Here is a 12,272-nt window from a genome sequence, read left to right as displayed (position 1 = left end):
GATATCGGGGGGCGTGCTGTTTTGCATGGGTTCAGCAGCCAGTCAGGCGCAGCAGGCCATGATCAATAGTTGCAAAACAATGTTGTTCTCCTACAATGGCGCGGCAACTGGAGAGTAGTGATGAAATTTTCGGCAGTATTGATGTTGGCGCTAAGTGCCAGTCCTGTCTGGGCCACTGAATGGTGGCAGACCAAGCAGGATCCAAATAACACCCAGGTAATAGCGCTTGGCAAAAAGCCAGTGAGCTCAGCGGCTTCCTGCCCGCAGGATACCGCCCTGCGTTATTACCTGAAAGACGAAAAAATGACTGCGTTGCAAAATACCTGGTATCAACAAGCCAGTCGTGAGCCTCACAGCGCCTTGTACCGCTGGGTCTATGGTCCCACCTGGTCTGAAAAGTTAGAAAAGGCGGTATGGCCTGCAAGCGAGGCCTTAGTGCAACCTGCTGCGTTGGGGGCTGTGCAACAGTTGACGATGGAATTTCCTCAGTCTGAGCAAGACAATTTAGCCTTTGAAGATGTACTGGTTTTTAATCTGAAATTTGTTGGTTTTACCGCTGATCATAAGCCTGATTTACGTATTGAGCTGGACAGAGATTTAAGCCGGGTTGCTGGGGTAGGAGATTTGGATTTGGCGCTAAACCACAGATTGGCTAACAACATCTGCGTGGTGCATAGTTTGAATGAGCTGGCAAAAGACAAAGAAGTAGAATTGAAGATTAAAGGGAAAACCGTGCCTTCGCTGAACATGAGCGCTGAAACTGTCGCCAGCCAGTTGTGTCTGGTGGAAATTCATCAGCAACAGCAAGTGAAAGGTTCACTGACGTTGCCTGTGACACAGTGTTAAGATTGAAGGCTATTTCCAGTATTGCTCCACCGTAATTTGGCCTGGATCACGACGTAAGTTCTTTCTCAGGCCAAGGCGCTCTAATACAGCTCTGGTTTCGTTGATCATCTGTGGATTACCGCACAACAGCACTTGCGACTCTTGATCCAGGCTTTGGCCACACGCCTGTTGCAGGGCGCCAGTTTGAATTAATTCCGGGATCCGCTGCTGTAAAGCATCTGCTTTAGCTTCCCGGGTGACTATGGGCTGATAATGCAGTTGTGCGCCATAACGCTGACGCCATTGGCTGATCAGCGGTTGGTACACCAGTTCGGCGGCATAACGCACACTATGCAGCAGCACAATGGCTGAAAATCTCTGCCAGGGGATGTCAGTTCCGAGCATGGACAAATAAGGGCCAATACCAGTGCCTGTTGCCATCAGCCAAAGATTTTTACCGTCAGGCACTTCATCCAGAATAAAAAATCCGCTGGCGGGCTGACTGATGTCGACGCTATCGCCCGGTTTCAACCGCTGTAGCAAAGGAGTTAGCAGGCCATCCTCGACTGTGCTGATTAAAAACTCTTGCTCTGTATCGCCCGGGCTATTCAGTAGAGAATAAGCGCGCTGCACTTTACCATCTGCTGTATCCAAAGCCAGCCGGACAAACTGACCGGCGATAAAATCAAAAGGCTCTGTTTTTACTCTCAAGCTGAATAAAGTCTCAGTCCAGTGCGTAGTTGTGATCACTGTCCCGCTAAGCCACTGCGCCATCTGTGATGTCCTGTCGGATAGAGTCTGGGGTAAGATTAACAAAACTAGAGTGAGATACAACAGCCCGTCGTTTGGTCATGGCAGAAAAAAGCCCGGAAAACCGGGCTTTGTGAGTTCTAATTGGTTTTGTATTGATTAAACCAGGCCAGAATGTATTCAACTTTAGTGATCATCCGGCTCGGTTTATTGGCAATGCCATGAGGTGCGCCTGGGATCCTGACTAACGCCGTATCTACTTTGCGTAATTTCAGTGCCTGATAAAACTGTTCGGATTCACTGATAGGCGTGCGTCTGTCTTCTTCACCTGTCATCAGCATGGTTGGGGTAGTGACATTGCCTACTAAGGATAAAGGCGAGCGTTTCCAATAATGTTCCACATTCTCCCAGGGTACTCCGGGGAACTGATGGAAGGTTTGATACAAATAACTGTCGCCTGTTAGCACTTTGCTCAACCAGTTGATAATAGGTTTCACCACGGCAGCGGCTTTGTAACGCTGAGTTAAACCTACGGCATAAGCCGTAGCTATGCCACCGGCAGAACCACCTGCGATAAAGAGGTTGTCTTTATCAATAAAACCTAAATCTATCATGGCGTTCACGCCTGAGTCGTGGTCGGCGTAATCCTCAGGTGAGCTGTATTTTCCGTGTAATAACATGGCAAAACGCTCGCCGTAAGATGAACTGCCTCTGTGGTTGTCATAAAACACCACATAACCTTCTGTCGCAAAGCGTTGCATTTCAGCGCTGAAATGTGGGCCATAAGCTAAATGTGGGCCACCATGAATTTCCAGCATCATGGGGTATTTTTTGGTCGGGTCAAAATCTGGTGGTGTGATATACCAGCCTTGAATCGGCTCACCATCAAAGGATGATTTGTAATTAATTTCATGCACTTGCCCCAATTTTTTATGGCCAAGCACATCTTCGTTTAACGTCGTTAAAGTGCGGGTTCTGCCGTTAGTTATCACGGCGACATCAGCCGGACGCTGGGCATTGCCTTGAGTAAAAGCAATGACTTCATTGGCTACACTGTATTCGCCGCTTAAATAAGGCTGAGGTAAACCCACACCAGACAATTGATCCGTCAATTGCTCCAGCTTGCCGGATAAAGAGACAGACGCAAGAGTGCGCTTACCTTTATCATCAAATTGAATCACCAGACTGCTGTTATCCAGCCACTGTGGGTTTTCCACGTCTCTATCCAGCTCTTTAGTCAGATCTTTAATTTCGCCTGAGCGCCAGTCCATCAGTTTGAGTTTGCCATTGGTGTAAGGCACTTTTTCATTATTGCCCCAGACAAAAGCCAGGTATTTGCCATCCGGGGAAAACACAGCAGAGGTCTCCTGACCTGCCATGCGGGTCAGTTGTTTTAACTGACTGTTAGCTAAAGTGAACTGGTATAAGTCGCTGTCACGTGGTTGATATTCCCAGTCTTTGCTCAGATTTGCTGAGAAAATCAAGGATTGACTATCAGGTGTCCAGCTTAAGTCTGAACCGTAGTTAAAATCACCGTCCGTCAGCTTACGTTCTTTTCCGCCTGTTGCAGGCAGAACGAATACATGACGAAACTCGGACTTCAAGAAGCCCTGACCGTCAGCCTGATACTGAGCCCGTTCAATCAGAACTGCTGGTTCAGACCATTTAGCGCCTTCAGGTTTTTTGGGCAGTTGAACAGCCTTGGCTAATGGTGTGGCCTGAGCCGGCACATTCATGGTAAATGCAAGGTGAGCACCATCTGGCGACCAGGTTAAGTTGCCTGGGCTTTTGCCGAGCTGACTGACTAAAGCGGTTTTGTTTTCTTTGATGTAATGCACATGAATTTGACGTGAGCCTGAACGATCAGAGATAAAAGCAATGCGTTGACCGTCTTCAGACCAGCGTGGAGAGCCGTAGTTGAACTGGTCTGCAAACAGAGGGCTGTGCTGGCCTGTTTTAACGTCCAGCAACCATAAACTACTGTGCGTGCCGTCCGTCATAATGTCGTTGCTGTTGCGCACGTAGACGATCTGTTTACCATCCGGTGACACTTGGGGATCGTTGGCATATTCCAGTGCAAAAATATCTTCGGATTCAAAATACTGACTAGCGGCTGTTGATGCGAAAACAGGTACAGCACATAACAAGGTGGCGCTTGCGACACAGCCATAAACAAAAGGCCGGAAAACCTGGGGTTTTTTCATGGTGAAACCTCTTCTGATGAACGGGTTACTAAGCTAACCTGCATTGCTCTGCTGCACAATTTGTCAGCGACCAAAGCCTGAATTTAAGCGGTCAGTTTGGGCCGTCATCCCGCTGTAAGCCAGAATCCACGGCCTTAGTGGCTGGCTTTTAGCCTCTGTTTTGTTTACACTGGCGTCACCTGTTCTTTTGTTTGTAGTGCCTTATGTCGTTAAAAAAACTGAGTGTTTTCGTCTGCCTTTTTGTTGGTTTAACCGCCTGTACTCAACCCGATCCTATCCAGCGTATTTCAGGCCCGGCTCAGGGCTCCACTTTTACGGTCAGCTTCTGGAGTGAACAAGAGCTGGATAAAAACAGTTTGGAAACTCAGTTAAAAGATGAACTGGACCGTATTGATCTGTTGATGTCGAATTACAGACCGGATTCTGTGATTGAAACTTTTAATGCTCAGCAAACTCAGGAGCCGGTCGAAGTCGGTGAAGAGCTGGTGCAACTGGTCGACATTGCCAGACAAGTCTCTGCACACAGTGAAGGCTGTTACGACTTAACGGTAAAGCCTTATTTTGAACTCTGGGGTTTTCGGGGAGATAAGCTCACCAAACCCAGCATCGAGCAAATTCAGACCTTAAAACAAACTATTGGTTTGGATAAAATCAGCAGCAAAGAGAACAGTTTGACCAAGCTCAATCCTGCATTACGGATTGATGTATCTTCTATTGCTCAGGGCTATACAGTGGGTCAACTGGCGAAGATCCTTGATAAAGCTGGCATTGAAAATTATCTGGTTGAAGTCGGAGGCGAGCTGGTCAGTAAAGGCAAAAAACCAGAAGCCAAAGCCTGGCGTGTTGCGATAGAAAAACCTCTGCCTGATTCTCAGAAACTGCAAAAAATCATCAGTGTGCAACAAAACGAACCGCTGTCTATTATGACTTCAGGTACCTACCGGCATTTTTACGATCAGGACGGTGTGCGTTACAGCCATGTGCTGGATGCCCGTACCGGTAGTCCGGTTACCCACAACACAGTGTCAACCACTATTCTCATTCCTGATCCAACCTGGGGAGATGCCTGGTCTACCGCTTTCTTGTGTATGGGCAGTGAACAGGGCCTGAAAGTAGCGGATAAGCTGAAGTTGTCTGTGTTATTTATCGATCAGCAAGGTGATGATTTTATTGAAAAACCAAGCCAGGCTTTAACAGAGGCGCTTGCTTCAGGTACAGCGTTCAGTTTTCAGGAGTAACAGGTGATGGCGCAAGGATGGGATAAACAGAGCCTGCTGCTTTGGTTAAGGCAAAGTGTCGACTTTTTCACTTTGTATCTGAAGCGTTGTCAGCATGATCAAATTAATGTGATAGGCGGATACCTCGCCTATATCTCGTTACTGTCTTTGGTGCCTTTTATTGCTGTGATGTTTTCTGTGATGGGCGCATTTCCAATGTTCAGCGAATGGCGTGAGCAGTTAGAAGCATTTTTGTATGCCAACGTAGTGCCGTCCAGAGGCGATGAATTGCGGCTTTATATCGCTGGTTTTGTTGAAAATATTGGGAAGATGACGGCTGTAGGTATAGCAGCTTTGGTGGTGGTAGCCTTGATGTTGATCCACAATATCGACAAAACCATCAATAGAATATTCCGCATTCAAAAGCGTCCCAGACTGATTATCTCTTTCTCCATCTACTGGATGGTGCTGACTTTTGGGCCTATTTTGCTCGGAGCGTCCATCGCTATCAGTTCTTATCTGTTATCTTTATCCAGTTTAGCGGAAGGTTATACCCCAGGACTCAGCTCTGTTTTGCTGGCGCTGACACCTTATTTGTTTTCTATTCTGGCTTTTTTTCTGTTGTATCTGGTGGTGCCCAACGGCAAAGTTCGCTATCGCCATGCCCTGATTGGAGCCACTGTGGCCAGTTTGTTGTTTGAGTTTCTCAAAGAAGGTTTTGCCCTTTACATCACGCAGTTTCCGTCCTATCAGGCCATTTATGGGGCTCTGGCTTTGGTACCTATTTTGTTTTTATGGATCTATCTGGTGTGGCTGGTAGTGCTCCTGGGAGCCGAATTAACAGCGTTGTTGCACGAGCTATCGCTTGGTACGGCAGCCAAAGAAGAAAAAATAGCTGAGCAGGATGTCACGGCATGAGTATAGGTTCAGCGATTGAAGCTTTTGCCAGCCAGTGGCTGGAAACCTCTGATGGTCAGCAGATTTATCTCGAACAAAGCGGTAATCCCAGTGGCATTCCGGTGATTTATTGCCATGGTGGGCCAGGTGGTGGTAGTTCGCCCTTTCATCGGCAGCTATTTGATGCAGCTTTGTACCATATTATTATTTTTGATCAGCGTGGTTGTGGTTTATCCAGCCCGGCTTTGCAATTGGAGAATAACAGCACCCAACACCTGATTGCCGATATGGAGATGATCCGACAACATCTTCAGATCGAAAACTGGGTGGTTGCCGGCGGATCCTGGGGCAGCACTCTGGCGTTGGCTTATGGTCAGGCTTATCCGCAGCATTGTCTGGGCTTTATTTTGCGGGGTATTTTCCTTGGTCGTGAGCAGGATATTGATTGGCTCTACCGTGCAGGTTTTGGCGCCAGTCAGGTATTTCCCGATTATTATCAGGACTTTCTTCAACCTATTGCTCACCTGCCAGATATGGATGTACTGCAGGCCTACCAGTTGCAATTGCATCACCAGAACCAGGCCGTGCGCCTGAACGCTGCATTAGCCTGGAGTATCTGGGAATCCCGTATCGCTACTTTATTACCCAATGAATTTGCTCAAAGTGGCGAAATGGATGCTCAATCTGCTTTAGCTCTGGCCTTGATTGAGCATCATTATTTTATCCATCACTGCTTTTTTGAACCGAATCAACTGCTGAATAATCTGCACAAAATCAGTCATTTACCTTGTTATATCGTGCACGGCCGTTATGACATGATTTGCAAAGCCGAAAATGCTTTTAGTCTGGCGTCGCTTTGGCCTGAGGCTCAATTGAACTGGGTGGTTAACGCAGGTCATTCGGCCTCCGAAGCTGGTATCGCTACCGCTTTGTATCAGGCCAGCAGGGAGATGGCGGATAAGTTGCATAGTCAAAAGAGAACCGCAGTATGAAAGCGTTAATCCAGCGGGTCAGTTCCGCCAGTGTGACCGTAGCTCAGCAGCCTGTTGCCGCTATCAATACAGGTTTGCTGGTGCTGTTGGGGGTCGAAAAAGATGATACAGAGCAGCAACTGAAAAAGCTGGCGGACAAAGTACTGAAATACAGGGTATTTTCAGATGAAAACGGCAAAATGAATCTGAATGTGCAGCAAGCGGGTGGTGCGTTGTTAGTGGTATCGCAATTTACCTTAGCGGCAGATACCAATTCGGGGTTAAGACCCAGTTTTTCGACTGCAGCTCATCCTGAACACGCACTTAGGCTTTATCAGCAGTTTGTGGAGTATTGCAAAAGCCTGGGTGTGGAGGTGGCGACAGGTCAGTTTGGTGCCGATATGCAGGTTGCGTTAGTCAATAACGGTCCTGTCACTTTTCTGTTAGAGGTTGCACCTCATACAGCAGGTTGAAATAACCCTGGATTGGAATAGATTGATAAGGGCGCTCGCCGAGTACAGCTTCCAGTTCCGCCTGATATTCAGGCTGAGATAAATTGATCCAGAGGGTACCTTTTTGCTGCAGTAGGAGTTGCATTGCCTGCTGCCAGCCTTTAAACAGCGGATAAATATCCCAAAACACAAAAGGCCATTGCTGCTGATTCGACAGCAGAAAATCTTCGGCGGCTAAAGCCTGTAACTGTTCTTTCCCCTTCAGGCAAAAAAACAGTTGATAAGCCTCTATCACATCTGAACTGAGTTCTATGGTGAGCAGATGGCTATTCGGCAGCACAGTGGTGATAAAACGGTTGATATCGCCACCGCCCAACCCTAGCTGGAGTACAGCTTGAGGTTTACGCTGTTGTAATGAATGCAAAACAGGGTTCAAATGCGCAGAAAATGTTGCCGCAGGTGCCAGTTGATTCATTTTGCTCTGCATGATGCCGTCCAGATACAGGCATAAAAACGGACCTTCTTCTATCAGTTCTAACCGGGGTGGACCGGACTTAAACCAGACTAACTGTTGTATAAGCTCAGCTTTTTGCTCCACAATACCCTCAAATCAACAGACGACAGGACACAGATGTGAACTGGCAGCTTAGCGCCCCACAGACCGAAGCTCAATGGTTAGCTTATTATCAATTACGCTGGCAAATACTGCGAGCCCCCTGGGATCAACCCAAAGGTTCTGAGCAGGATGAGTTGGAAGCGGAGTCTTTCCATCGTATGGTCTCACTGAAGCTGGTGAGGTTGTGGCTGTAGGACGTTTGCATAAGGTAGACGAACAGACAGCTCAGGTGCGTTACATGGCCGTATCCGATCAATGGCAGGGCCATGGTTTAGGTGCTTTGGTACTACAACAGTTGGAGCAAGTGGCCCTTGAACTCGGCGTGCAACGTATCATTTTAAATGCTCGCGATACTGCGGCAGGTTTTTACCAGAAAGCAGGGTATAGCTATCTCGAACCTGCTAATGCATTGTTTGGTATTGCTCATCATCGTTATGGTAAAACCCTGACTTTTGCAGCCCATGTTGACGTGCTGAAGCAATGGTCCGCACAGCTACAGCAAACCTTCTGGCAAACTATCCCACTCTCGGCCTATATGCAATTAAAAGTACAAAAGCTGGGCAGGCAACAACTGGTTTGTGCCGCGCCTTTAGCGCCGAATATCAATCTGCATCAGACTATGTTTGCCGGCAGTATTTATACCTTAGGTACCTTAACAGGCTGGGGTATGGTTTGGTCGCTGTTAAAAGATCAGCAACTGGACGGGGATATAGTGCTGGCTGATGCTCATATCCGTTATTTAAAACCCGTGACAGGGCAAGCGGAGGGGCGCTGCTGGCGTCATCAACATCAGCCTGATTTTTCTGCACTGACACAACAGCGCAAAGCCAGGCTGGACATCAAGGTCGATATTTTCTGTGATGATACTCAAGTGGCTGTATTTGAAGGCCGTTTTGCTGTATTGCCCACCAAGCGTCAGCATTAAATCCGCGAGTCTCAGCTTTAACCAAAGTAGTTGAAGTTGCTGCGAGGCGGCAAGATATCGAGAGCCCGGGAGCATAGTTGTCTATGTGACCGGGTCGGGAAAACGCAGCCAACAAAGCAGCAGCTTTAAATACGCAGGTTAAACAGATATAAAGCAAATATCAGGGTTATTTCAGGTAAAACTCTCCGCCAGATTTGATACTGCCACTATCAAATCTGTCAGGAGATCCTGTGATGAATAACAAATGGTTGATCAGCTCATGTGTTGCGACAGCCGCAGGAATAGTTGCGGGAGCAACCTACCTGTTATTTTCTGAGTATTCAGTTTTATCCGGCAGCCAAAGTTGGGTATTAAGTTCTGCCTGGTCCAGCGCAATGTTATGGCTTTTCGTGACGATGTTTTTGCTGGCACTGCTATTTAATATTCTGGCCTTTTTGGAACTGGAGCGTCAGGAAGAAGTGCTGAATCCTCTGTGGTGGCCACAAGGTAGCAAGCTGGGTCGACAACAGCAGCAATTTAAAGAAAACACCCAGCATTTATTACAGTTTTTTGGCCGTGAAATGGAATCAGTGGAAGACTGCGATTCTCATTTTTTAGTACGCCGTCAGCAACAGGCTTTGCTGCTTTATATTCAACCTGACTTAGAGCAAGCCTTAACAGTGGCTCAGGTTCGTTCTGTATTTCAGCAAATGTTATCGCTTAATTGCCAACGCGGCTTAATTGTGTGCTACCAAAAAATTAACAGTCAGGTGCGTTTGTTTGCTGCTGAAGCGGGTATCGAACTTTTTGACCAACAGCGACTGAAAAAGTACGTTCATGCTGAAAATTTCAGCCAATTAGCGCTGATATAAGGCTGATGTAAAGCTATATAAAGCTTTCGTCATGTTTTTATCGCCAAATTTGTCATGATGATCAAGCGTTTACGAATGTTAGACATGGAACGAACAAAGATAACGGATTACACACTTCCTGCCTGGCCAGACACTGTCTGGCCATTTTTTTAAGCTTCACACGTCCCAGACGTCCTGTCTTATGTTGCTATTGCACTGAGGCTGAATACCGATGCTGTAAACAGCGAGCCCGCTTGTCAGGTTTACGCAGATACCGAATCTTTTGTTCTGCATTCTCCTGATTTTGTAACCCAAGACATGGCTAAGCTGCCGCAGCCGAGCGTGAGTCGGACAAGACGCTGCAAGATAGGGGAGGCGACTAGTTGTGTGATAAAAAAGCCAGAGCGAGTACTCTGGCTAGTTCTGATTCAGAAGTTAGTGTAATTTGAAACTTCGTACTGCGTTTTCCAGTGTGCCTGCGGCTGTCGCAACCTGAGCGCTTTGCTCCAGAGTGGAGGTCGCGCGTTCTGTGCTTTGCTCTGCCAGTTCAACCATACTGTGCATACTCTGTTCTATGGCAGTACCAAGTTGTAATTGGTTGGATGTGGTGGTGGCTATGTGATCGCTGATTTGATGCATGGCTTCAATAGCGTGATTTATTTCTGCCAGAGCTGTCATCAACTGACCGTTTTGGGCCACGCAGTTATTTGCATCTAGTTGTCCCTTTTCGATCGACTTCACAGCTTGCATACTTTGTTGTTGCAGGCTGCCGATCATACCGCGGATTTCATCTGTGGCTTGTTGACTGCGCACCGCCAAAGAACGTACTTCGTCTGCCACAACGGCAAAGCCGCGACCTTGTTCGCCGGCTCTGGCGGCCTCTATCGCAGCGTTTAACGCCAGCAGGTTGGTTTGTTCGGCGATACCACGAATAGTGGTCAGAATACCTCCTATATTGTTTGATTCGGTATTCACGGCCTGCATGGTCTGGCTGGTATCGTTGAGCTGTTGCGCCAAAGCCTGGATCAGGCTGTTATTGGCGGCTGAGACCTGATCTATTTGTTGGCTTTGAACTAAAGCTTGTTGCATTTGTTGTTGTGCCAAATCGGCTTGTTCAGCGATCTGATGGGTATTGGTTGCCAACTGATGGGTAATGCCGTTGACCTCCGCCACCTGATGATGCTGGGTGTTTAAAGCCTGATGAATAGCGCTGACTTCCTGACTGGATAAACGGGCACTTTGGTTCAACTCCAGCACGCCCTGCTGGATTTGCTCAATCAGTTGTCGCAGCGCTTTGATCAGCATATTAACATTGGCGGACAGCTCACCAAATTCGTCGTCGGAATTGTTGGTCAGCTCACGGCTTAAATCACCTTTGGCAATTTGGGCCAGCACTCTGTTGATACCGGAGAGCGGTGTAATCATAGCTTTTATCGTCAGATAGGCTGCCGCTACAGCCAGGCCTACCAACACAATTAGCATAATGACAGCTCTTATCGTGCCAGAGTTTAAGGCGGAAGATAAATCCTGCTGCAAAAGGTTAAATTGACTGTCGGCCTGACTAATCATTTGGTCCAAAGCTGCGATAGCCTGGGTCACTTGTTGTTCAGACAAATCCAGTTGCTGGCGTGCTGCTTGTAACTGGCTGACCTGAAGCAACTTAATACTGACCAGATTATTTTCACTTTCAATCCGGCTTTTCGCCTGGTTTAACTGGGTCAGGAAATCTTGCCACAAATCGTCCGCAGCCACTTGTTTCACTATGTTGGCAATGTAATCCAGGTTGCCTTGCATATCACTGAACGCAAATTCCAGGTTCTCCTGGCTGCTGGCAAGTTGTGCCGGGTCTGTCATAGCGGCAATTTCGCGTACCGTTTTCAGTAAACCTAATAACTGACCATCGACCCGGCCTGCCGCGCCCTCCAGCAAGGCCATTTGCGCAGCTTTACCCGGAGCGTCCAGAAACGAGATATCTACCAGTGTGGCCCCTGCGGTGTCGATCAGATTTTCTAACTCTTTCAGCTCTGCTGCGGCCTGCTCACCCATAGCTATCGCCTCTAAACGGGATTTGAACAGTTGTTCTACGGCCTGCTGATAGGCTTGCGAGGTTTGTTGAGCTTCAGTCAGAGGTTTTTGCAAGCCGGGTTCTGCCGCGACCAAAGGGGTAAGACTGGTCATGCGGCTACGGTAAATCTCCGAGGTTTGCATAAATTCGTTTTGGTAGGCGCTAATTTTGGCGGCATCTTCGGCTGTGTAACCCAAAGCAGATAGTTTGGCGAGTTTGAGCAACTGAATTTGCGCCATATTGCTTTGTTGCTGCACAGGCACAGCAGTTTCATTCATTTGGCTGCTGGTGCTGTTGACCACAGCAAAACTCCAGAGTGACGATAAACTGGCGACTAATAACAGCAAGGCAATAAAGCCAAAGCCCAGGTAGATTTTATGCGCAACACGAAGTTTCATAGACAAATTCCAACAGCTGTTATGGTTTTAGTATTGGTTAGAATGCGATAGATAGAAAATCGACAGCTGAAACTAACAAAGTTTTTTTAACTGGTCTAGCCAGATTGGTGCAAATTTAGTCT

12 protein-coding genes are annotated in these 12,272 nt (G+C 47.5%); 8 read left to right on the top strand and 4 right to left on the bottom strand.

Translation table 11 applies throughout. The features are described from left to right. Positions 1-120 precede the first annotated feature (120 nt). On the top strand, positions 121-846 hold the full coding sequence (locus SD53_RS15010) for a hypothetical protein (protein ID WP_046521006.1): 726 nt from the start codon (positions 121-123) through the stop codon (positions 844-846). A 9-nt stretch (positions 847-855) separates the two neighbouring features. On the opposite strand, the gene SD53_RS15005 is transcribed toward SD53_RS15010, so the two are convergent. Next, the gene (locus tag SD53_RS15005; RefSeq protein WP_046521005.1) at positions 856-1,599 is read right to left on the bottom strand and encodes a ferredoxin--NADP reductase; all 744 of its coding nucleotides are present in this window, start codon (positions 1,597-1,599) and stop codon (positions 856-858) included. Positions 1,600-1,715: 116 nt separating this feature from the next. Further along, complete coding sequence (locus SD53_RS15000; RefSeq protein WP_046521004.1) at positions 1,716-3,779, bottom strand: S9 family peptidase; 2,064 nt, start codon at positions 3,777-3,779, stop codon at positions 1,716-1,718. A gap of 203 nt (positions 3,780-3,982) precedes the next feature. On the opposite strand from SD53_RS15000, the gene SD53_RS14995 reads away from it, so the two are divergent. Genes SD53_RS14995 through dtd form a run of 4 tightly spaced genes read left to right on the top strand, consistent with a single transcriptional unit; the run spans position 3,983 to position 7,337 of the window. Continuing rightward, entirely contained in the window at positions 3,983-5,017 is a 1,035-nt protein-coding gene (locus tag SD53_RS14995; RefSeq protein WP_046521003.1) for an FAD:protein FMN transferase, read from the top strand. A gap of 6 nt (positions 5,018-5,023) precedes the next feature. Further along, entirely contained in the window at positions 5,024-5,914 is an 891-nt protein-coding gene (locus SD53_RS14990) for a virulence factor BrkB family protein (protein ID WP_046521002.1), read from the top strand. Next, a complete protein-coding gene (pip, locus tag SD53_RS14985) occupies positions 5,911-6,885 on the top strand; it encodes a prolyl aminopeptidase (RefSeq protein WP_052749404.1) in 975 nt (324 codons plus the stop codon). The genes SD53_RS14990 and pip overlap by 4 nt, the downstream gene beginning before the upstream one ends. Then, on the top strand, positions 6,882-7,337 hold the full coding sequence (gene dtd, locus SD53_RS14980; protein WP_046521001.1) for a D-aminoacyl-tRNA deacylase: 456 nt from the start codon (positions 6,882-6,884) through the stop codon (positions 7,335-7,337). The genes pip and dtd overlap by 4 nt, the downstream gene beginning before the upstream one ends. On the opposite strand, the gene SD53_RS14975 is transcribed toward dtd, so the two are convergent. Beyond that, positions 7,297-7,914 (bottom strand): class I SAM-dependent methyltransferase, encoded by a 618-nt coding sequence (locus SD53_RS14975; RefSeq protein ID WP_046521000.1) that lies wholly within the window; start codon positions 7,912-7,914, stop codon positions 7,297-7,299. The two genes, dtd and SD53_RS14975, sit on opposite strands and share 41 nt — an antisense overlap. A 35-nt stretch (positions 7,915-7,949) precedes the next feature. On the opposite strand from SD53_RS14975, the gene SD53_RS18880 reads away from it, so the two are divergent. The 3 genes from SD53_RS18880 to SD53_RS14965 all read left to right on the top strand — a co-directional run bounded on the left by SD53_RS18880 (position 7,950) and on the right by SD53_RS14965 (position 9,708). Further along, positions 7,950-8,126 (top strand): GNAT family N-acetyltransferase, encoded by a 177-nt coding sequence (locus tag SD53_RS18880; RefSeq protein WP_241481824.1) that lies wholly within the window; start codon positions 7,950-7,952, stop codon positions 8,124-8,126. After that, positions 8,117-8,857, top strand: a complete 741-nt coding sequence (locus SD53_RS14970) for a bifunctional GNAT family N-acetyltransferase/hotdog fold thioesterase (protein ID WP_241481822.1) — start codon at positions 8,117-8,119, stop codon at positions 8,855-8,857. The genes SD53_RS18880 and SD53_RS14970 overlap by 10 nt, the downstream gene beginning before the upstream one ends. Before the next feature lie 233 nt (positions 8,858-9,090). Beyond that, complete coding sequence (locus SD53_RS14965; protein WP_046520999.1) at positions 9,091-9,708, top strand: restriction endonuclease; 618 nt, start codon at positions 9,091-9,093, stop codon at positions 9,706-9,708. 414 nt (positions 9,709-10,122) lie between these two features. Here SD53_RS14965 and SD53_RS14960 read toward each other — a convergent pair whose 3' ends face one another. Next, the gene (locus SD53_RS14960; RefSeq protein ID WP_046520998.1) at positions 10,123-12,150 is read right to left on the bottom strand and encodes a methyl-accepting chemotaxis protein; all 2,028 of its coding nucleotides are present in this window, start codon (positions 12,148-12,150) and stop codon (positions 10,123-10,125) included. Positions 12,151-12,272 lie beyond the last annotated feature (122 nt).

Source organism: Rheinheimera mesophila (assembly GCF_000986865.1).
Lineage (GTDB): Bacteria > Pseudomonadota > Gammaproteobacteria > Enterobacterales > Alteromonadaceae > Pararheinheimera > Pararheinheimera mesophila.
Note: the sequence above shows the minus strand (reverse complement) of the source record. Positions and strands in the feature narration are given on the sequence as shown.